Consider the following 21,811-nt stretch of genomic DNA (forward strand, 5'->3'; position numbering starts at 1 on the left):
TGGGGCTGAAGGGGCGGTCTTTCTCGCTCCGGTCGCACGGTGCCGGGTGTTGCCTGCACCCGTGTGGACGTCCAGACAGGCTGGTCGGTGTCGGCAGGCCGGACGAATCGCACTGGCTGCTTGTGGGCGCTGATGACTGGCTGCCGTCGGCGGTCGGTTTCGGCTTTGCGGCCCTCGCCGATCGGGGCGGTCATGTGGTCCTCCGGGGCGGATGCCGGGACGGGCTGGCCGATGGGGAGCATGCCGAGCATGGCGTTCCAGCTGCCTTGAGAACTGACCGTTGACCGCCGCTCGGCCTGGCCCGGATGGCAGGGGCGCTATGCACGGGACCTTGTTGTTGCTCTTTCAACGGCGGCTGGAGAGGTCTTCCCGGGTGTCGCCGGGGACGTGTTCGCGGGGCGATGGTGGACAGCAGCGTCGTCGACCCGGTCATGTCCGACCACGTGCCGCCCTCCGGGGCGCCCGCCGCAGCCGGCACCCGGGATACCGCCTCTCCCGACGACGGCATTGCCTGCACAACCGCGATGTCTCGTACGCGGCGTGGCCACCGCGTGTCAGGCCACGCCGCGTCGGTCGGTCACTCGAAGTCGCTGAAGTCGTCGTCCTCGTAGTAGTTGTTCACGACCACTTCCGGTTCGTCGTCGCTCATCGCCTCGTTCAGGAGTGCGCCGCCGACGAGACCGGCCGCGCCTGCGCCGAGCAAGGCTCCGGTACCGAAGCGGCGTCCGCCCTGCTGCTGAGGGCCCGCGTTCTGAGTCGGATAACCCTGCTGAGGGCTCCCCGGCGCCTGTGGGTAGCCCTGCTGCGGGTAACCCGGCGCCTGCGGATAGCCGGCCTGCGGATAACCCTGCTGGGACGGGCTGTAGTAGGGCGGCGAGGTGGTCTGCACCCGCTGCGCGCAGCTGCCGCACACCTGCACGGGACGCGGCACGCCCCACTGGGGGGACCAGGTCACGGTCGTGGTGCCGGGGCCGTGGCCGGAGTCGAAGAAGCACGTCATGGAAGATCTCCCTGTTGCTTGTAGTGGTGCGCTGAGCGGCAGCGTTCAGACATCGATGCGGGTGGACGTTCGTGTGATCCGCACGGGCAGCGCCGACGCGGTTTCCGATATCCGAAGTGGGCCAGTTGATCCTGACGGCGGAGTCGAAGGGGGTGGAGTCCGGCGCCTCGCCCAGAATCTCGACGCTGCAGCCGGGGGCGATGCCCGGCGTACCAGCCCAGAGTTCCGGCAGCGGACGGCGATGCCGTAGATGGACTGCCGAGAGGCGATCCGGGCAACCTCGCCATGCGGCCACGCCACCGTATGCAGATGCCCTTCACTGTCCGTCGGTGTTGGTCGTGCATAAGGGTCGCCTTCGCCTGTTCCTCGACATCGGCAACGCGCCACGGTTCTCATGAGCGCCACCCGGCTGCAACCAGTGAGAGGGGAAAGCGACCCCGATAGTTGCGCGGTCGCGCAATCAAGATTGCGTCAATGGACTGCGACATGGCGTTCCGGTCACCGAGCTCTCCCCTGGCCACGGCTCGGCACTCGGGGTAGGCCGTGCCGGTGTACTGGCGCTGGGCCCCAACAGCGCGGGTGCCCTTCTTCAGGTCGCCGGTCTCGTCGACGACCAGCACCGCGGCATCATCGTGAAGGCGCTCAACGACGTATTCGCGTATGTCGTCGCGGACATCATCGGCAGCCCAGAGCCGGCCCCGACACCTACATGACTTTCCCGGCGTCGGCCAAGCACCGGCTGGCCGATTGATCAATGGCCACCCCGAAGGGGAGTCGGCCAAGGCATTCAGCAGCTTGTTCGCCCGCAGCCCCCACGTTCCAGGACCCGGCGATGTGGACACCGCCGGGTACGAGGCCTTCAGCGCTACCGCGGCGCCGTGGGGAAGCGGGAGGGAGCGGTCGTCCTCATCCATCCCGCTGACCGCGACCGGGGCACGGCCTGCTTCGCCCCAGGAAGTCACTGTTTGTCTGCCGTGGACCGGCAGTCGTTCCACAGGGCGGCGAGGTGGGCCGGGATCTGGGCGATGGCGGCACATCCCCGAGGACCGGCGGGGAAACTGTCGCTGGCAACGTAGTGCCAACCGGCGCCCGGGCGATCGACGAAGTACTTCATCGCGGCTCCGTCATCCTGCAGGGCGACCTGCTCCGCCTCAGTGCTGCCGGGAGTGAGGTGGAAGCGGGTTCCCGCGTAGAGGACTCCGTCACAACTACCGTAGTAGAACGTGCCCTTGACCGGGGCAATGTGGGTGAGGGGCGGTTGAGCCCGTCTGCGGTAGGCCGCCGTGACGCTCGCCTTGACCGTGGGCGACACCGGCAGCGACCGGCAGCCGCCGGTCTTGGCCGAGGAGCCGGCAGCGGTGTGCCCGGCCGAAGTACCCGCTGTCGTGGACGCCGCGGCCGACGAAGAAGGCGTTTGCGTCGCGTTCGGAGTGCTGCTGTTCGCTGTGCCGCTGTTCTGCGTGCAGCTTGTGAGCAGGGCCGCTGCGGCAGCGGCCAACCCCAGAGTGGCACCGCGGTACAGGGAACGGTTCCGGCGTGTCATTTCAAACCAACCTCTCTTGATACATCCGTATAGGCCCCGAGATGGCCGTAACTCGGATGTGTTCTCCCGGTCTTGGGCATCAAGACGCTGCGCCATGCACCGCGGTTTCACCGCGTCCGTGTGAGTTCACCCGGTGATCTGGTCACCTCCGGGCGGGCCCACGATCGGCCACGAGTGCCAAGACGCGGCTGCTGGACCCGTCAGACGTGGGCCGAGGACTGCGCAGATGACCCGATGTACACCAACCCGAGCGTTTCCCACGACCGTTTCCCACTGCGTCCGCGCGGCCTGACGCTCTACACCAGACAAGTGGCGGTCCCGACGCGCGGGATCATCGTGCAACCTGACGTTCCCTCGGATGGGACGAGGAGGGAACTCATTCCGGCGTACATCGATCTGGCGGAATCCGACGAGTGCGTGACGACCGTGGTCCGATATATGGAAGGCGGGATCTTCGAGCCGGCTCCGGTCGAGGACCTGTTGGCGTGCCTCCGGCGGGCCCTCTGGCGTGTCTGACGGCACAATAGCGAGTACGGCGATCTCAATACCGATCGCTTACTGCGGTCGGACTGAGTACAGGACCTTGTTCCGGCGAATCGAACCAGGCGTTCCCGCCCGTCTCGGCCACCAGCAACGCATCACAAGATCGCGTTACGAGCTCTCAGGGAATCTTGGTCGAATTGGATTCTGCGGGAACCAGCCGTCGCGGGTGACTGTGCGGGGTTTATCGGCTACTTTCAGTTGTCCTCGGTCGGGTCCTCATCCGCATGCTGCGATAGGCTGGAGCAAAAGTTTCTGTGCCCGCCGGTCCCTCGCGGCTCAGCCGCCCTGTACGGCGCGGCATGGCGGTCAATACCTGCTCGGTCAGCGGGAAATCCAACAGTGCCAGGGGGCAGTTGCTTCCCGTAGGTCCGTTCTCCCGTAGGTGGGTTTTCATGGACCTGAACACCATCACCGAAGTAATCCGGCGGCCGTCCGAGCTGCCAGGCACGGACTGGCACGAGGGCGACGCCTGGCTCGCAGGCGGAACATGGCTCTATTCCACGGAGCAGCCGGACCTGCGACGGCTGATCGACCTGACGGCGTTGCGTTGGGATCCGCTTGTCCCGACGGACGAGGGCCTGGAGATCAGCGCCACATGCACCATTCGCGAGCTGTACGCCTTCCCGTGTCCGGAGCGCTGGACCGCCGGAATTCTCTTCCGGAAAAGCTGTGAGGCATTCCTGTCCTCGTTCAAGGTCTGGAGCGCGGCGACCGTCGGCGGAAACATCTGTATGTCCTTGCCCGCCGGCCCGATGATCACGATGACGGTCGCACTGGAGGCTCAGTACGAACTATGGGCGCCCGATGGCTCCGTGCGCTTCGTCGACGCCCTCGATTTCGTCACGGGCGACCATCGCAACGTCCTCGCCCCCGGGGAGATCCTTCGGCGCGTCACCATTCCGGAGCACGCGCTGCGCAAACGCACCGCGCACCGGCGCTTCACGCTGACCCGGCTCGGCCGTTCGACGGTGTTCCTCGTCGGCACGCAACGGCCGGGAGCGAGTGACCTGTTGCTCACCGTCACCGCCGGCACCACGCGGCCGGTCCGCATCGCCTTCGACTCCCTGCCCGATGCCCGAACCCTGCGGCAGAGCATCGACGCCATCCCGGCCGACGTCTGGTTCGCCGATCCCAACGGGACCCCTGACCACCGTCGGCATCTGACACGGCACTTCGCCGAAGAGATCTGCCGCGAACTCACGGCTGGGGACCTGGCATGAGCTACATCGTGAACGGCAAGGCATTCGACCGTGAGCCGGCCCCCGGCCAGTGCCTGCGCACCTTCCTGCGCGAACTCGGCCACTTCGGCGTCAAGAAGGGGTGCGACGCGGGCGACTGCGGCGCCTGCACGGTGTGGCTGGACGGCGCACCGGTACACAGTTGCATCACGCCCGCGTTCCGCGCGGACGGCCGTGAGGTGACCACGATCGAGGGCCTCGGACGGCCCGGCGCCCCGCATCCCATGCAGCGGCAGTTCGAGGACGCCCCGGGGTTCCAGTGCGGTTTCTGCACCGCAGGGATGATCATGACGTCGGCGACCTTCACCGAGGACCAGAAGGCGGATCTGCCACGGGCGTTGAAGGGCAACCTCTGCCGCTGCACCGGCTACCGGGCGATCGAGGACGCCGTGAAGGGCGTCAGCGCGGTGGAGGCGGCGGCACCGGGCAAGGCCGTCGGGGCGAGCGTCGGCGCGCCCGCGGGCCACGATGTGGTGACGGGTCACGCCGAGTTCACCATGGACACGCGGATCGACGGCATGCTGCACCTCAAGGTGCTGCACTCACCCCACGCGCACGCCCGGATCCTCTCGATCGACAAGAGCGCCGCACTCGCGGTGCCCGGCGTGCACCGGGTCTACACCTGGGAAGACGTACCCCGCAGACGCTTCACCACGGCTATCCACACCGACCACCTGGTCGACCCGGACGACACCTACGTCCTCGACGACACGGTCCGCTTCGCCGGACAGCGCGTCGCCGCGGTCCTGGCCGACACGGTCGGCGCGGCCGAGGAGGGCTGCCGGCGTCTCGCGGTCGAGTACGAGGTGCTGCCGGCGGTGTTCGACCCCGAGGCGGCGATGGCCGACGGCGCACCCCAGCTGCACGGTTCCGACGATCCGTTCGTCCGTGACCCCGTCCACAACATCCTTGTCGAACTCCACTCGCACATCGGTGACGTCGACGAGGGATTCGCCGCCGCCGATGTGATCCATGAAGGCACATACATCTCACCGCGGGTGCAGCATGTGCATCTGGAGACCCACGGTTCGATCGCCTGGCTGGAGGACGGCCGGTTGAACGTCCGCACCAGTTCGCAGTCACCGTCGATCGCGAAGGTCAAACTGGAGTACCTGTTCGCGCTGCGCCCGGACCAGGTGAGGGTGTTCTGCAAGCGCGTGGGCGGCGGATTCGGCGGCAAGCAGGAGGTGATCGCGGAGGACCTGGTCGCGCTTGCCACCCTGGACACCGGGCGGCCCACCTGCCTCGAGTACACCCGCGAGGAGGAGTTCACCACGGCCTCGCCGCGGCATCCGATGACCCTGACGGTCAAGCTCGGCGCGAAGGCGGACGGAACGCTCACCGCCTTCCAGGTACGCAACGTGTCGAACACGGGCGCCTACGGCAATCACGGCGGCGAAACGGTGCACGCGGGCGGGGCCGCCGTCATGATCTACCGTTGCCCCAACAAGAAGTACGACGCCTACTCCGTCTACACGAACACCGTGCCGAGCGGGGCACTGCGCGGCTACGGCATGACACAGCCGGCGTTCGCCGTGGAGTCGGCGATGGACGAACTGGCCCGCGCCCTGCACATCGACCCCCTGGAACTGCGCCGACGCAACATCGTGCGGCCGGGTGAGCCCCTGGTCGCCATGCACGACGGGCCCGACGACGTGATCTTCACCGAGGACGGACTCGCCAAGTGCATCGACCTGGTGGGCGACGCCCTGGCCCGTACGGCCGACCGGCCGCCCCCCGGCCTCCAGTGGCTCGTCGGAGCCGGCGTGGCGAGTTCCCTGCACGAGACCGCGCCCCCGACGGAACACCTCTCCGAGGCCTGGGTCACGCTGGGCGACGATCTCATCTACGAACTGGCCGTCGGGACCCCCGAGTTCGGGGAGGGAACCTCCACGGCCCATGTCCAGATCGCAGCCAACCAGCTGGGCACGACACCGTCGCGGATCCGTCTGGTGCAGTCCGACACCGACCGCACGGGATTCGACACCGGTGCCTTCGCGAGTGCGGGCCTCTTCGTGGCGGGCAACGCGGTCCTGCGGGCGGCCAATGCAGTGCGCGACCGCATCCTGCAGTTCGCCGCGGCGCACACGGGCATCCATGTCGTGATGTGCACGATGGACGACGACGGGGTCGTCTGCGGGGACCGGCGGGTGTCGCTGGCCGAACTTGTCGCGCTGGCCCGGGCACGTGGAATCCGCTTCACCGCCGCACGCAAGGCATACGGTTCACCGCGGAGCGTCACCTCCAACACTCAGGGGTTCCGGGTCGCCGTGCACCGTGTGACGGGTGAGATACGGATCCTGTACAGCGTGCAGGCGGCGGACGTCGGAGTGATCATCAACCCGGCGCAGGTCCGGGGACAGGTGGAGGGCGGCGTCGCCCAGGGAATCGGCTTCGCGCTGACCGAGAACCATCACGTCGACGACAACGGCGTCATGGTCAACCCGAACCTCCGGAACTACCGGATCCCCACCTACGCCGACATCCCTCGTACCGAGGTGCTCCTGGTGGGCTCGGCGGATTCGGTGGGGCCCATGCGGGCCAAGGGGATGGCCGAGTGCTGTATCAACCCGGTGGCCCCGGCGCTCGCGAACGCGGTGTACGACGCCACGGGCGTCCGTTACCGTGCGCTGCCGCTGACTCCGGAACGCATTTACGGGCGACTCCCCGCGGAGCAGTCGGTGTCGACAGGTTGAGTCACCATGAACACCGGAAAGAACGTAGCCGCCGCGGCGACGGCGATCATCGGCCAGAAGGTCCTGCCCGGGATGGAGCGGGAGTTCGAGTCGTGGCAGGAGGACCTCAACGCCGCGGCCGCCTACTACCCCGGCTTCCTCGGCGCCGAGATCTCACCGCCGACACCGCTGCAACCCGACTGGGTCGTCGTGTACCGGTTCGACTCGGTGGCGCATCTGCAGGCGTGGATCAACAGCGCGACCAGGCAGACGTATCTCGACGTCGGCGCCAAGTACTTCGACGGTCCGGCGACCCAGCAGGTGGTCAGCAGCGGCACCCAGTCACTGGATCCGCTGGTCACCGTGGTGGTCACCCACCGCGTCCCCCCGAACCAGGTCGACGACTTCCTCGCCTGGCAGCACCACATGGTCCAGGAGGAGAGCAAGTTCGACGGTTTTCGCGGGACGGAGCTCTTCCGCCCCATCGAGGGGCTCCAGGAGGAATGGACCACGCTGTACCGCTACGACAGCGCCGAACACCTCGACGCCTGGCTGACGTCGCCCCAACGACAGGAGATCCTGGCCGAGGGCGAGAAGTTCAGCGACTTCAAACTGCGTACCATCGACAACTCGTTCGGCAGCTGGTTCGCGTTCGAAGGCAACGGCAAAGAGGCACCGCCGCCGCCCTCAGAGACCAGGACCTCCCTCGCCATCTGGGTCGGCCTGTACCCGACGGTCGTGCTGCTGACGCTCGCCCTGTCCCCACTGCACATGCGGCTCTGGATCGGCCTGCTCGTGGGCAACCTGCTGTCGAGTTTCCTCATGAGCTTCCTGACCATGCCCTACTACGTGAACCCGCTGCTCGGACGATGGCTGCGGCCTCCGCCGGAGGAACCGGCGGCAAGAACCAACCTCCGTGGCCTCGGCATTGTCGCGGCGGCGATGGCCTTCTGGGCTGTTGTCTTCTACCTCGTCACGGTCCGGTTCTGGACACTGCCCTGACGGGCGACCGCACGGGCAGTCGTCGTCCTGGTTTCGTCGACGAGGCCGGACCGGCTACGCGTGCGATGACGGAGCGATGCGTCAATGATGCCTGTGCATCGGGAAGTTGACCACAGCCTGTGAGCTCGATTGGCCTCTGGACCGCCACTCGCTCGCTGCCTGGATCTTCTGGCGTGGGGCGGTCCGGGCGAGAGCCGTGGCCGATGTTGTCAGACCTGGCTGGCATCCTCCGGGTATGGAGATGACACTGCAACTGGTGATCGACTGTGCTGACCCGCAGAGGCTGGCGATGTTCTGGGCCGAGGCTCTGGGGTATGTTCCCGAGCCTCCGCCGGGCGGGCACTCCACGTGGCGGGAGTATTGGGCGGGCATGGGGGTGCCCGAGGAGGAGTTGCCCGCCGGTGCCGGGGAGTCGCCGGAGTCGATCATCGATCCTGCGGGTCAGGGGCCGCGGGTGTGGTTCCAGCAGGTCCCCGAGCCGAAGGTCACCAAGAACAGGGTGCACTTCGACTTGAAGGTGGGCGGAGGGCGTGAGGTCCTGTTGGCGGTACGCGCTCAGCGGGTCACCGCCATGGTGGAACAGCTGACCAAGGCCGGCGCCACCGTGCTGCGGATCACGGACGAGCCGGACATGGAGCACTACTCCGTCGTTCTGCAGGACCCCGAGGGAAACGAATTCTGCGTCGTTTAGGGCCCCGTCGCCTCGTAGCGGACGGCGAGTTTGTGACAGCGGGTCGCCACGGACACCGAGAACAGAGGAACGATCCCCCCAAAGAGCGAGGTGGGCCCGGGATGCCGGCTTGGCACGCGCCGGTCCAGTCGCCTGACCTGTTCGGAAAGTGCCGGGAGACGGGGCCAGTTTGTGCCCTGGTGACCTGTGCCGGGTGACGCGCACGCTGGTGGCTGGCCATGTTGCGTTCGCAGTGTGGGGCTGACGTGCCGGGGGTGGGTTCTGATGCCGGAAGAGTCGAAGGCCGGCGAGCAGTTGCCGGGGAGCGGGGCGCGGCTGTTTCGCCTGCCCCCGGTCGCGGTGTTCTGGGAAGCCGATCCAGCACCCGGCATTCCGGAGTTCGGCGTCGAGGTGCGCGCGATGTCCGCACGCCTGGCGTCGGCACTCGTCGAGGTCGCGGTCTACCACGGTACGGTCGCGCGCGATGAAGGTCTGGGGGAGGCCGTGGGCGCCGCGGGTTCGCTGGCGCGGCGCCTTTCCGCGACTGTCGGTGCACCCGACGGGGACCGATTGGCGGCGGCGTCGCCCGTGGAGGAGTACTTCCGTACGCGCACGGCCGTCTTGTCGGCACCCCAGGCCGCGTTGCAGGCGGTACTTGTCATTCACCGCGGTTTGATCGACCTGCGCACCGCGCCGTTGGCCGGCAGCGATCTGGACTGCGAGCTGGCCGCGATGAGGCAGGCACTGGTGGATCTGGTCGGTTGCACGAGTGCATCCGCCGAGGAATTGGTGCATGGTGACGCGCAGTCACAGCATGCCAGTCCGACGAGTGCGCCGCAGGAGATGTGGCTGGCGCGGTGGATCATCGGTCACCACATTCACGCACTGTTCAACGTCTGTGCGACAAGTGCCCTCAAGGATGCCCTGTCCCATCTGCGTGCCGGAACGGTACGCGAAGCGGTGGACCGGCTACGACGTGCGGTGGTCTATGTGCGGGGGGTGCCTGCGTCCCGGGCACATGCCGCTGCGATGCCCGCCGACTTCTACCGCCACATCGTGCGTCCCACCATGACGCCACCGATCGTGTCACTGCCCTTGAGCGGCCGTATGCATACGGGCTTCCAGACCTTTCGCGAATCGCTGGAAGAACTGCTGCTCGTGCTCCCGGAGTCGGTGGACGAGTTGGCCCGGCGCGAACCCGAACTCGCCTTCGTCAGGGAGGAACTGCTCGAAGCCGACCTGATAGAGGCCGAACGCCACGTATGTCTGGCCGAATCCGCCGTGGCCGGAGCACGGTCGCTGATCCAAGCGCCCCGGAGCGGCGAGAACGCGGTCGCCATGCTCCGGTTGATGCGCCACAAACGTGCCGCGCGTTACGCACCGTTCGTTCGTTTCGGCGACGACGTCGCGGCAGCCTCCCACAAAGGCGCGACCAACTCGTGAGCACGACACCTGGAGTCCCACCCCCATGGCCACCAGGGCTTGCGCGGTGAGCTGGTCCTCCCTCCTCCAGCAACTGGACACATGGTTGTGAGTTGCGGCAGAACTGGCGCAAGTCGTCGTCGGGCGGATGTGCGAGGATCCCTGGGTGAATGATCTACGTGTCCGCTGTGCCACCGAGGCCGACTTGGCTGCGCTCGTGCGCCTCCGTGACGACGCGGCACGCTGGATGCTCGCCCGCGGTATCTACGGGCAGTGGCTGCCCGGAGAGTTGGACGAGCACCACTTCCGCCGGGTCATGGCGCACGGCGAGGTCTGGCTCGCAGAGGTCGGCGGGCGCATCGCCGGCGCCTGGGAGCTGTGGTGGGAGGACGAGGCCGTCTGGGGCCCGCAGCCGGCTGTGGCCGGATATGTGCACCGGCTCATGGTGGACCGGGAGGTCGCCGCGCCAGGGACGGGGCGGCTGCTGCTGAGGGCCGCGGAGCGCCGAGTGGCTGCGGTGGGACGGACTTGTGTGCGCCTGGACTGCTTGGCCGGTAATGCACAGCTCAACGCCTATTACCAGCACGCCGGTTACCGCGTCGTAGGTCACAAGGAGGGCAAGCCGCAGCCGAGCGGAACGCCCAAGTCCTTCACGCTGCTGGAGAAGGTGCTGAGAAAGGCAGGGTAGGGCGGGCCTGTGTGATCGACCTGCTCGCGGCGATGCGCAGGGTGCGGCCGCTGAACCGGCATGGGGCGGGATCGATTCACTGGCTCGGCCAGGACGGGGATAACCGCCTCTTTGGGATTCACAAAGCATTCATATGAGATGAAGTTCGGCCTTCTATGGACGATTCGGGGCTATCGCTGCCTCGGCTCCGATAGGACTTGTCCTGCCGCTTCCGCTTGCCGCGACCTGTGCCTACCAGCGTCGGGCTGGCGTGCGGGAGATTCCGGCAAGTTCCGCATAGCGGAGGAATCCCGCCATCAGTAGATAAATCCCCTCTTGTGGTCGACTCGCGACAGGTAGACGATCCCTCCTCGTTCCCACCCTCTAGCTGCGAGGAGTTCTTCATGAGCGAGCGGTTGAGCCTCGGCCCGGATGCCGCACGGCAACTCGCCAACACCACGAAGACGACACCGCAGATGCGCGGCATCACCCCGCGCTATCTGCTGCGCGCGCTGCCCTGGGTGGACGTCGAGTCCGGTGTGTACCGGGTCAACCGGCGCCGTACGTACGTCCTCGGCGACGACCGCATCAGCACGACCGACGACGACACGCCGCGCGTCATCGCAGGTGACCTCCGCGAACTGCCGTACCTGCGCGAGGCGGACGACACCCTGCTGGAGGAACTGGCCGGCGCGTTCACGCAGATGTCCTTCGAGCCGGGCCAGGTCCTGGCCCAGGAGGGCACCCCTGCCGACCGGCTGTGGGTGATCGTTCACGGGCGCGCGGAGAAGCGCGCGGCCGGGCAGTACGGCACGGACGCACTCCTCGATGTCATCGGCGACGGCCAGTTCTTCGACCTCGGCGCGTGGACTCGCGCCGAGGCCATGCCGTACCGGGTGCAGGCACTGACCGCCGGCACAGCGCTCTGCCTGGAGCGCGCGGAACTCGCCCGGCTCAGCGAGCGGGACGAGACCTTACGGGGTGCGCTGGACGCGTACGTCGCCGGCGCCGACGTCATGGCCGGTGCCGAGGTCCCCGTCGACCTCACCGCAGGGCACGACGGTGAGCCGGACCTGCCGGGGACGTTCGTCGACTACGAGGACGCGCCCCGCGAGTACCACATGACGCTCGCGCAGACGGTGTTGCGCGTGCACACACGCGTATCCGACCTCTACAACGGGCCGATCGACCAGACGCGGGCCCAGGCCAACCTCACCGTGCACGCACTGCGCGAGCGGCAGGAGGCCTCGATGCTGTACCACCCGGAGTTCGGGCTCTTCAACAATGTCGCCCCGGGGCAGCGCGTACAGACGCGCACCGGCGCGCCGACCCCCGACGATCTGGACGAACTGCTGACGCGAGTGTGGAAGCAGCCCGCGTACTTCCTCGCCCATCCGAAGGCGATCGCGGCGTTCGGCCGCGAATGTACGCGCCGGGGCGTGCCCCCGGTGATCGAGACCCGCTTCGGCAGCCCGCTGCTGACCTGGCGCGGAGTGCCGCTGCTGCCGTCGGACAAGGTGCGCTTCTCCGGAGGCCTGGGTGTGGGTACGACCGAGATCCTGCTGATGCGGCTGGGCGAGGCCGAGCAGGGCGTGGTGGGTCTGCGGCCGTCGAACGTCGCCGACGAGGTCGAGCCGGGCCTGGCGATGAAGAACATGGGCGTGGACCAGAAGGGCATCACGTCCTACCTGATGACGGCGTACTTCAACGCGGCGGTGCTGGTGGAGGACGCGCTCGCCGTGCTCCAGAACGTCGAGGTGTCCAAGTACCATGACTACTCCTGACGTTGCCGGGTTCACCGGCCTGACGGCGCCGACGACGCCGACCGCTCCGGGCCTGACCGGGCTCGGGTCTCCCGTGCTCACCGGCCAGGCCATGGCTCCTGCCGCTCCCCAGCCGTCCGGCGCCTGTCAGGGCTTCTCGCCCGAACTGGCCCGCCGGGACGTTCCGATCCTCCACCGGACCGTCAACGGGCACCCGCTGATCTGGCTGGACAACGGCGCCACCACACAGAAGCCCCGGCAGGTGATCGAGACGCTGGCGGCGTTCTACGCCTCCGCCAACTCCAACATCCACCGGGGCGCGCACACCATGGCGCGCGAGGCGACGGAGTTGTACGAGGCGGGCCGGGCGGCGGTCGCGGAGTTTCTGGGCGCGCCCTCGCCCGAGAGCATCGTGTTCGTCCGGGGAACGACCGAGGCGATCAACCTGGTCGCCCAGAGCTGGGGGCGCGCGGGCCTCGGCCCCGGAGACGACATCCTGGTGCCGGTCCTGGAGCACCACGCGAACATCGTGCCCTGGCAACGGGTCGCCAAGGAGACACGGGCGCGCGTCGTGCCCGTACCCCTGCTGCCGGACGGCAGCATCGACCAGGACGCGTACGCCGATCTGCTCTCCATGCGGACCCGGCTCGTGGTGCTCAGCCACGCCTCGAACGTCCTCGGCACCGTGCCACCGGTGCGGGAGATGACAGCGCTGGCGCACCGCTACCAGGCGAAGGTGCTGGTGGACGGGGCACAGGCGGTGGCGCACTTTCCCGTCGACGTGACGGACCTGGACGCCGACTTCTACACCTTCTCCGGCCACAAGATCTACGCCCCGACGGGTATCGGCGCCCTGTACGCCAAGCCGGAGATCCTCCGGACCATGGCGCCGTGGCAGTCGGGCGGCAACATGATCGAGTCGGTGAGCTTCGACCGTACGACATACGCCCCGGTCCCGCACCGCTTCGAAGCCGGTACCGGCCACATCTCCGGCGTGGCCGGCCTGCTGTCCGCCCTCAACTGGCTGACGGCCTTCGACCGAGAGGCGGTGGCGGGCTACGAGACGCAGCTGACGGCCTACGCGCAGGAAGCCCTGGCCAAGGTACCGGGCCTCGAACTGCTGGGCCCGGCGGCCGAGCGGATCGGCGTGCTGACCTTCACCCTGCCCGGCCACACCCCGACCGAGATCGCCGACTGGCTGGACGGGGACGGCATCGCCGTCCGGGCCGGCCACCACTGCGCCCAGCCGGCCCTGGCCCACTACGGCCTGGAATCGGCGGCCCGCGCGTCGCTGGCGCTGTACAACACACGGGAGGAGGTGGACCGGCTGGTGGCGTCGCTGCTGGAGCTGCGGGCCGCCTAGGCCGACCGCTCGGTGGACGTGGCGGGGCCCGGGAGTCGTATCCAGCTCCCGGGCCCCTGGGGATGCCACCCAATTGCGCACGCCGGCGGCGTTTAAGAGGTCGGATCAGTCATCATGCCGTCGTGTTCTTCCTTTGAACTACCGCACCAGGGGAGAGGTGCAGGCGAGAGTCGAACTCGCATCCGACGGCGTTCGTCCGGCCTCGGTCGATCCGGCGATCGGCGGCGATGCTGAGACTGGAGCGAGAGTCTGAGATTGATCGCGGCTGCCTCTGCCAAGTTGGGCTACCCCGGCCCGTGGATGGTGCTGTGCCGGGGGAAGGACTCGAACCTTCACTGTCACCGTGTCTTCAGGCTGAACTTCAGTGTCAGCTTGCGCTCATCGCGCGAACCGGTCCTCAATCCGGCCCGCGCCTGTTGCGCACCCCCGCGCTCGCACGCGGGGGCGATCGTGGATGCTACCCGTGGCCGGTGTCAGCCGAGCAGGTAGCCGAACACCGCGTCGCCGACCCGCTGGTCGGTGACCTCGGCGGCGTTGGCCTCCTCGCGGGCGAACTTCACCGCCTGCTGGAGCTTCTCGACCCGGTCCACCAGCTCGTTCACCCGCCGCGCCGGAAGTGCTCCGGAGAACTTCACGGTCGTCCAGTACCCGATGGGCACGTCCTCGTAGTACACCTCGACCTGCGCCGGGTGCTTGTCGGTCGCCTCCGCCTTGACGTGGTTGCGGGGGACCTTCTTGGTGCGGATCGTGCGCACCGGGTCCGTCTTCCACCAGTCCGTGGAAGGGTCGTGCGACCAGGATTCGGCGGCGTCGAGGGTGGGGAGCTTCCTGACGAACGTGTGCAGGTCGGTGAGCTGCTTCTCCAGGAAGAGGAGATAGCTGACCGGGACGTCGGTGACGAGCGTCCGGCCGTCGACCGTGATGTCCGCGCGAGCCGTGCAGTTCGCCCAGTCCTTCGTGGCGGTCACATCGAAGAGCCGGGTGAGCGACGCGGACATCTCCCGCAGCACGTCCTCGGCCTGCACCTGTACCCGCGTGGACTCGGGCGGCAGTTGCTCGCCCTCCTCGTCCTTCGGCTGGTACGAACGCGAGATACCCGCCAGCAGGGCCGGCTTCTGCACCTTGTGGTGTGCGGCGGTGATGTCCTGGAGCGACTTGCTCTTGACACCCTTCTCCACAGCGATGATCTGGTTCAGTTTCGCCACTTCGGGTCCCCCTTCGAACAGGCAGAAACGTACCCCACCGGCTCGAACACCCGCACATTCTTTATCGCCCCGCACCCGGAGGTGCCGCAGCCCCCAGAGGTGCCGCGCGCCGCCCACCCCGCTCTTTCGGGACCCCTCCCGGACCACTGGGCCCATCATCGCCAACTACGTTTCCTGTAGCCACCATTGTCCGAACAGAAGGCCCTATGTTCCACTAATCTCCTTTCACCACAACGATCACCTGCTCCTGGGCGGGAGAGCATCCATGGGGGATCCGTGTGTGAGGATCTGGGGTTCGAAAGACTCCTCGGTGAGGAAGGTTTCTTCGCGCGCCTGCTCGGGCGGTCACCCTCGGGCGGCGGCCGGGAACCGCTGTACGGCCCCGACCTGCCCGTGGTGCTGCTCACCGGCGGCCCGGGCATGGGCAAGGGGCGGCTACTGCGCGCGGTACGGGATCGCTTCGCCACCAAGGTGCCGGTGATCTACGTGGACTGCGGTTCGCCGGTGTACGCGGACCGGGCGGCACCGGAGCCGGGCGCCCGCTCGGCCGCGACCGAGGCTCTGACCGAGGCCGCCCGGCGGCTGGGCACCTGGCAGGGGACGGGCGGCTCGTTCGCCTTTCCACGGCTCTTCGCGGGCCTCGCGATGATCGCGACCGGTGTCACGGAGGCCACCCCCGACGCGGTGGCCGCAGAGGTCGAACGGTACGGGGAATTACCGCAGAAGCAGCGCCTCCCCGGCCTGGGCACGGGTGACTTCTGGCGGGGTGCGCTGCGCGGAGCCATCCGGAACCTGCTGACGACCCTGTCCGGGCAGACGCTCGACCCGTACTCGGCCTCGGTGGCCAACGCGTTGCTGGACGGACTCTTCGCGAGCCTGGCGCCCCGGGGCCGGACGGAACTCGCGCGGATCTACGGCGCGTACCCCGGCGCGGCCGGTCAGCCCGAGCACGGGCTGCGTGATCTCGCCGCTGACTTCCAGGCCGGCGGCGAGGAACGGGAGTTGGCGGAGAGCTTCCTCTTCCGGGCGCTGCGTGAGGACCTGGAGGCCGCGTACACGGGCGCGCTGGGCTGGCTGCGCCGGGTCGGCCGCCCGGCGGTGCTGCTGGACCGCGCCGAGTCACCGCTGGGGGAGCAGCTGTTGCGCGCCGTGCTCAGCGACCGCCGCGGCGGGCAGCGCGACCGCGTGGTGATCGTGGGCACGGCACGCCGGGCGGACGGCGGCACCTTCCTGTACGGGGGACTGCCGTCGGGGGAGGTGCCGTCCCCGGCGGAGTTCCGGCCCACCGACGGCGTGCCGCTCTCCTGGTCCCGGCGCACGGACTCGGCAGCGGAACGGGCGCCGCTGGCCGACGGGGTGCTCCTGCTGCGTATGCCGCTGCTCACCGGCGACCAGCTCCGCCTGGAGACCGAGCGCAGACAGCGGCGTGCGGAGCCGGAGGGCGGCACGAACCGCCGTCGTATCGACGCCGCCGTGGCAGGGCTGAGCGGCGGACGGCCGCACACGGTGATCCGGCTGGCCGCCGCTGCCGCCGCCTTCCGGATGCCGGCGGACGCCAATGACCGGGACATCCTGGACGCCCCGCTGCGACTCCCGGGCAGCGGCGACTCCGAGCGGGCTGTGGCGGACGTGCTTCTGCAGGAGCTGATCCTGGAGCAACTGCCGGTACGGCTGCCTCCCGAGCACCACGACCAGTGGCTCGACCTGCTCACCCATCTGTCGGTGGCCCACGACACGGAGTGCGCGGACATCCTGCTCCGACATCATCAGTCGGCCCGGGTCCACCGCTTGACGGCACATCACGTGGCGCAGCTGCTGACCGACACCGGCTGGCCCATCTGCGAACGGCACTTCATTGGGGACTTCGGGCTGCGTCAGCTGCTGGTGCACCGGCTGTACGGGCTGCGCCCCGACGGCGCCGCCTGGTACGCCGACCACCATCTGCTGCGGGACCACTACACCGGACGCGCGGCGGAGGAGGGGGCGGCGAGCGGCGGGGCGTTCCGTTCGGTCATGGCCCACCGGATGAACCACCACCTGGTGTCCGGCGGTGTGGACGACGTGGTCCGCCACCTGGCCGCCACCCTGCCCGGTCGTCCGCAGGAGTGGTGCGCTGAGCTGCTGGAGATCGCGCAGGCGCCGTATCCGGGCGGCGCGGACACCCGTCACGAGCGCGCCCAGGGCCTTGTGGCGGTGGACGGACCGGCGCTGCGCCGCACGGTCGACCAACTGCTGCACGCGGTGTGGCTGTGCGAGGAGCGGACCAGGCCGACCGGAAGGGAGACCGCCCGCACGCTGGCCAAACTCCTGGACCTGCTCTCGATCATGGAGTTCGACGGCGCCGGGCAGCTCGGCAGGACGGCCACCGACTGGAGCGCCCTGGCGGAGAACGAGCAGCCGTTGCTGCGTTGCGCCTGCACCGAACAGCTCGGGCGAAGGAGGTAACGGGGATGCCCAGGTGGCAGAAGATCCTCTACACGCTGCTGGTCACGGCGGCGGTCGTGGCAGGGAGCCTGTTCGGTTGGTCCGTCCTGAGCAGGCCGGACACCTGCGCCGAGGGGGTCGAGCGGATCGACGGCGAGTGCGTCGGCGTCAACGGCGCGGGCTACGACTTCGGCACACCGGAGATCGCTGACGTGGCCCGGGCCATCGCCCAGGAGAACGAGAAGATCGAAGGCCAGCCCCATGTGACAGTGGCGATGATGCTGCCGCTCCAGTCGGACATGGCGGGACTGCGGCGGCAGATGCGCAGCGACCTCCAGGGGGCGTATCTGGGGCAGCTGGAGGCGAACGAGGGGGAGGGGGAACCGCCGAAGATCCGGCTGGTGCTGGCCAACCCCGGGCAGGACTACCAGCACCAGTCGACGGTCGTGGACACCTTGCTGCGCATGGCCGACTCTCCCAAGGACCAGCTGCGCGCCGTCACCGGCTTCAACCTCAGCCTGGATGCCACACGGCAGGCCGTCAGGCGGCTGACGGAACGCAGGATTCCGGTGCTCGCCTCCCGCATCACCGGAGACCAGATCTCGAACGCGGAAGCCGCGGACGGGATGGCGAACCCGCAGTTCCCCGGCCTGGCCCGGATCATCCCCACCAACCACGACGCGGCCCAGGCGCTGGCCAACTTCAACGGTGAACAGGGCCGGGAGGACCGCAGGACGGTGCTGGTCCACGACACACGTCCGGACGGCTACGTCGACTCGCTGGCGAAGGCGTTCAACGGGATCAAGGAGACGGGGCCGCCCGGTCCCGCCGCGATGTCCTTCACCTCCCCGGCGATCGACGAGGCCGGTTCGACCGGCAACCAGTTCACTCAGATAGCCAACAACATCTGCGACACCGAAGCCGACACCGTCTACTTCGCGGGACGCGCGCTGCACCTGCGGCTCTTCGCCCTCAAGCTCGCTCAGCTGGGCTGCGAGAACCGGCACTTCACCATCATCAGCGGTGCCGACGGTGCCTCGCTGCGACAGACCATGTCGGAGCAGGACTGGGCGCAGCTGCGCGGCGCAGACGGCAAGGCGAAGGTGACCGTCCAGTACGCCGCCCCCGCGCACCCGGACGCCTGGAGTGCCGAACTGGCCGCCTGGGACACGAAGTTCGAAGCGAGTCACCACCGCAAGCCCACCGCCGACGAACTGCCCCAGTACCTCACCGAGCCCAAGGCGGCCCTGGACAACCTGAACAAGCTGATCCAGAACACGCTCCATCAGGGGACGAAACTCGGCTCCACCCCGACCCTGGAGGACTCCCGGACGATGCTCGTGTACGACGGTCTGGTCACCATCGGCACGGCCCTGCACCAGGCACAGAGCGGCGACGCCACGAAGGTGCCCAGCCTGGAGGATGTGAGCGGGGAGTGGCCACAACTCCAGTCCAGGCACCGGGTGCGGGGCACGAGCGGCTTGATCTGCCTGACCAGCGGCGGGAATCCGTACGACAAGCCGGTCGCGGTCGTCGAGCTGGATCCGGGCCGGCAGGGCCCGGGCAAGCTGCAGTTCGTCGGCCTCGGTTGGCCCACCGGCCAGGAACAACCGAAGAACTGCGTCATCCCCAGCCGCACCCCCTGACATCCCCCACCTCGACCAGCGACCCTCCGGCCGGGCGGACGCCGGCAACGCCGGGTGCCTCCTGCCGCTCGTGCCGGTGGCGGACGTGGCCGCCGGTGCTGGGCTTCGGGGCTCTGGCGCTGGTGGTGGGTGTGACGGGAGCCGTGCTGTTGCGGCTCGGGCGCGGGGCCATCGGGGCGGTCCAGCCGGCGCTCTTCGCCCTTCTGGCGGCCTGCACCCTGTGGACCTGGCCCTGACCGTCTCCTCCGACGGCGTGGCGGTCCTGACCAGCGCCTCGCATCACAGGATCACCCCTGGTGCGGCCCACCGCGTGCCCCGGCTTCCCACGGAGCCGGGACACAGTGCGTTGCACCGTGCACGGCTGTCCGTCTCTCCCGCACTGCCGGCCGCACCCCCGTGACGGCCGGCAGTGGGAAAAGTGCCTGGCAAGCGAGGCGGGATCACTATGTATCTCTGAAAGGGTCGATTGCAACCCGCTTATTTCGCTTCTCACCTCGCGAGAAAGTTCAAGGTCCAACCTTCTCGCCGAGTGAGAAATGGGCCGCCCTTTCTCACCTCGTGAGAAAGATGCATAAGGCAAGGTACCCAGGTCAGGGGCGCGGGACGGATGTCCTAGCCTGTCGTGGGAACAGGTCCGGCCTGCGTCGATAGGAGTGCTGTGCGCGCCATTGTCATGAGGGAATTCGGTGGACCCGAGGTCTTGCGGCTGGAGGACGTCCCCGACCCCGAGCCCGCACGCGGAGAAAACCTGCTGGACGTGCGGCTGGCGGGTGTCAACTACGCAGATGTCCACGTCCGGGGAAACACCTACCTGGCACCGGTCGAGCTGCCCTACATCCCCGGCAACGAGGTCGTCGGCACCACGGCGGACGGCAAGCGCGTCGTGGCGCTGACCCGGGGCGGCGGCTACGCGCAGAAGGTGGCCGTCCACCGCAGGCTGCAATGGGAGGTTCCCGACGAGGTCACCGACGAACAGGCGGTGCCGCTGGCGCTGCAGGGAAACAGCGCGTACCACCTCCTCTTCACGGTCGCCCAGATCACCAAGGGTCAGACCGTCGTCATCCCCGCCGCGGCAGGCGGCGTCGGCACGCTGGCCGTTCAGCTGGCGCACCGGGCGGGCGCCCGGGTCGTCGCCCTCGCCGGCACGGACGAGAAGCGCCGGCTGGCCCTGGAACTCGGGGCGACGGCTGCCGTCGACTCCTCCGAGGAGGACGGTCTGACCGAGCGGATCCTGGATGCGGCGGGCGGGCCGGTACACGCCGCGTTGGAGATGACCGGCGGTACCACGCTGCGGCAGACCCTCGACGCGGTCGGCCCGCGCGGCAGGCTCGTCGTGTACGGCTTCGCCGGCGGGCAGCTCGCCGACGTCCCCGTGCACACGCTGCTGCAGAAGTCCATCACTGTCGCCGGCTTCTGGCTCCCGCACCTGTACTCCGACCGGACGCTCCCTCTGGCCGCGTCCATGAGGCAGCTCTTCGACGCCGTCGCCAACGGCACGCTCAAGATCGTGACAGGTGGGATCCACCCGCTCGCCGACGCGGCAAAGGTGCATGAGGTGCTCAACAGTCGTACGGGAACGGGCAAGTTCAGTCTCGACCCCACCACGTAATAGTCTTGTACCCCCGTGTGAGGTGGCACCGGCGCCGTGTGCCACCGAAGCCCAGGAGGACGGGCACGGGCGCATCGAAGGGGTACGGCTGATGAGTGGACAGCGTGGAACCGGGACCAGCTACGCCGACCGCTTCATGCGGGTGCAGCAGGCGTTCATCACGCTGGGCCCCGGTGCCCACCGGCTGTCCGAGATCGCCAAGACCGCCGATCTCGACGACTCCACCACCGGCCGCATGCTCACCGCCGGGACCTACAACAACACCTTCGTCCGCATCGACCGAGGCCTGTACCAGCTCGGCAGTACGGTCGGCGACCTCGGGCTCCACGCACTCGCCGAGGACAACATCTCCGGCAGCGAGGCCACCGAGGTCCTGCAGAGCCTGCGCAGGGCGACCGACAACGGCTTGGTCTTCCTGTACATGAGAGCCCCGTTCGGCATCGCGGGCAGACAGTGCCTGGACATGGCGGTGGGGGATTCCGATCTCGTCGAGCTCGGTATGACGCCGCGTGACGTCCTCTCGGTCACCCGGTCGCTGCGCACCGGCGCCTCGGGCCGGACGATCCTCGCCTTCCTGCCCGAACAGATCCAGCAGCGGGTGGCCGCCGATCCGGTCCCGGAGGAAGCCGGTCCCGGCGTCATCCGGGACGGCGACGAACTGCTCGCCTCGCTCGTCGACATCCGTGACCAGGGGTACGCCCTGGGGTACCAGGAATGCATGGCGAAGTGGAACTCCGTCGCCGCCCCCGTCCTCTGGGACGGCTCGATCTGGGGCGCGGTCCTGCTGCTCAAGCCCATGGACGTCATGCCCCAGGCTCCGCTGCACTACATCTACGCCACCATCACGGCGGCCGCCGGACTCAGCCGGCTCGGCGGAGCCTGGCCGGCCGACTGAGCACCCGCCACCTGTTCTCGCTTACTCGCTTACTCGCGCATCCGCGCGAAGTATTCAAAGACCTCGCGGGCGGAGCGCTCCAGGGCGGTGCATGCGGAAAGGCAGTTCCATGACCTGGCCGCTGAGCGGGCTGACGGGAACCTGGT

Annotated in this window: 17 protein-coding genes and 1 pseudogene; 14 read left to right on the forward strand and 4 right to left on the reverse strand. The window is 68.5% G+C overall.

Annotated features, from left to right (window positions below; translation table 11 throughout):
• Positions 1-577: 577 nt before the first annotated feature.
• The 3 genes and pseudogenes from AV521_RS04955 to AV521_RS48570 form a co-directional block, all read right to left on the reverse strand.
• On the reverse strand, positions 578-1,000 hold the full coding sequence (locus tag AV521_RS04955) for a hypothetical protein (RefSeq protein ID WP_076083946.1): 423 nt from the start codon (positions 998-1,000) through the stop codon (positions 578-580).
• A gap of 539 nt (positions 1,001-1,539) precedes the next feature.
• Positions 1,540-1,701, reverse strand: a pseudogene (locus tag AV521_RS04960) (transposase); the annotation flags it as partial.
• A 257-nt stretch (positions 1,702-1,958) separates the two neighbouring features.
• Positions 1,959-2,543: a hypothetical protein gene (locus AV521_RS48570; protein ID WP_143658572.1), complete on the reverse strand. Its 585-nt coding sequence runs from the start codon at positions 2,541-2,543 to the stop codon at positions 1,959-1,961.
• A gap of 234 nt (positions 2,544-2,777) precedes the next feature.
• On the opposite strand from AV521_RS48570, the gene AV521_RS04970 reads away from it, so the two are divergent.
• The 9 genes from AV521_RS04970 (at position 2,778) to AV521_RS05010 (ending at position 13,886) form a co-directional block, all read left to right on the forward strand.
• Entirely contained in the window at positions 2,778-3,059 is a 282-nt protein-coding gene (locus AV521_RS04970) for a hypothetical protein (RefSeq protein ID WP_076083951.1), read from the forward strand.
• A gap of 419 nt (positions 3,060-3,478) precedes the next feature.
• On the forward strand, positions 3,479-4,306 hold the full coding sequence (locus AV521_RS04975) for an FAD binding domain-containing protein (RefSeq protein ID WP_076083953.1): 828 nt from the start codon (positions 3,479-3,481) through the stop codon (positions 4,304-4,306).
• The gene (locus AV521_RS04980) at positions 4,303-7,020 is read left to right on the forward strand and encodes a molybdopterin-dependent oxidoreductase (protein ID WP_076083955.1); all 2,718 of its coding nucleotides are present in this window, start codon (positions 4,303-4,305) and stop codon (positions 7,018-7,020) included. Before AV521_RS04975 ends, AV521_RS04980 begins: the two co-directional genes overlap by 4 nt.
• A gap of 6 nt (positions 7,021-7,026) precedes the next feature.
• On the forward strand, positions 7,027-8,001 hold the full coding sequence (locus AV521_RS04985; protein ID WP_076083957.1) for an antibiotic biosynthesis monooxygenase: 975 nt from the start codon (positions 7,027-7,029) through the stop codon (positions 7,999-8,001).
• 235 nt (positions 8,002-8,236) lie between these two features.
• The gene (locus tag AV521_RS04990) at positions 8,237-8,692 is read left to right on the forward strand and encodes a VOC family protein (protein WP_076083959.1); all 456 of its coding nucleotides are present in this window, start codon (positions 8,237-8,239) and stop codon (positions 8,690-8,692) included.
• A 264-nt stretch (positions 8,693-8,956) separates the two neighbouring features.
• Positions 8,957-10,114 (forward strand): hypothetical protein, encoded by a 1,158-nt coding sequence (locus AV521_RS04995; protein WP_079249132.1) that lies wholly within the window; start codon positions 8,957-8,959, stop codon positions 10,112-10,114.
• Positions 10,115-10,241: 127 nt separating this feature from the next.
• Positions 10,242-10,781 carry a GNAT family N-acetyltransferase gene (locus AV521_RS05000; protein ID WP_076083961.1) on the forward strand — a complete coding sequence of 180 codons (540 nt, stop codon included), beginning with the start codon at positions 10,242-10,244 and terminating at the stop codon, positions 10,779-10,781.
• 383 nt (positions 10,782-11,164) lie between these two features.
• Positions 11,165-12,544, forward strand: coding sequence for a family 2B encapsulin nanocompartment shell protein (locus tag AV521_RS05005; RefSeq protein WP_076083963.1), 1,380 nt, complete (start codon positions 11,165-11,167; stop codon positions 12,542-12,544).
• Positions 12,531-13,886 (forward strand): cysteine desulfurase, encoded by a 1,356-nt coding sequence (locus AV521_RS05010; protein ID WP_076083965.1) that lies wholly within the window; start codon positions 12,531-12,533, stop codon positions 13,884-13,886. Before AV521_RS05005 ends, AV521_RS05010 begins: the two co-directional genes overlap by 14 nt.
• A 473-nt stretch (positions 13,887-14,359) precedes the next feature.
• On the opposite strand, the gene AV521_RS05015 is transcribed toward AV521_RS05010, so the two are convergent.
• On the reverse strand, positions 14,360-15,091 hold the full coding sequence (locus AV521_RS05015; protein ID WP_076083967.1) for a hypothetical protein: 732 nt from the start codon (positions 15,089-15,091) through the stop codon (positions 14,360-14,362).
• A gap of 276 nt (positions 15,092-15,367) precedes the next feature.
• Here AV521_RS05015 and AV521_RS05020 point away from each other — a divergent pair, with 276 nt between their 5' ends.
• The 5 genes from AV521_RS05020 to AV521_RS05035 all read left to right on the forward strand — a co-directional run bounded on the left by AV521_RS05020 (position 15,368) and on the right by AV521_RS05035 (position 21,665).
• Positions 15,368-17,536, forward strand: a complete 2,169-nt coding sequence (locus AV521_RS05020) for a hypothetical protein (RefSeq protein ID WP_076083971.1) — start codon at positions 15,368-15,370, stop codon at positions 17,534-17,536.
• 5 nt (positions 17,537-17,541) lie between these two features.
• Positions 17,542-19,161 carry a hypothetical protein gene (locus AV521_RS05025; RefSeq protein ID WP_076083974.1) on the forward strand — a complete coding sequence of 540 codons (1,620 nt, stop codon included), beginning with the start codon at positions 17,542-17,544 and terminating at the stop codon, positions 19,159-19,161.
• Between the two features lie 95 nt (positions 19,162-19,256).
• Positions 19,257-19,397 (forward strand): hypothetical protein, encoded by a 141-nt coding sequence (locus tag AV521_RS49090; protein ID WP_179022848.1) that lies wholly within the window; start codon positions 19,257-19,259, stop codon positions 19,395-19,397.
• 437 nt (positions 19,398-19,834) lie between these two features.
• Complete coding sequence (locus AV521_RS05030; protein ID WP_218639337.1) at positions 19,835-20,770, forward strand: zinc-binding dehydrogenase; 936 nt, start codon at positions 19,835-19,837, stop codon at positions 20,768-20,770.
• 91 nt (positions 20,771-20,861) lie between these two features.
• Positions 20,862-21,665: an IclR family transcriptional regulator C-terminal domain-containing protein gene (locus AV521_RS05035; protein ID WP_076083980.1), complete on the forward strand. Its 804-nt coding sequence runs from the start codon at positions 20,862-20,864 to the stop codon at positions 21,663-21,665.
• Positions 21,666-21,811 lie beyond the last annotated feature (146 nt).

Origin of the sequence: Streptomyces sp. IMTB 2501 (genome assembly GCF_001953885.1) — a bacterium.
Lineage (GTDB): Bacteria > Actinomycetota > Actinomycetes > Streptomycetales > Streptomycetaceae > Streptomyces.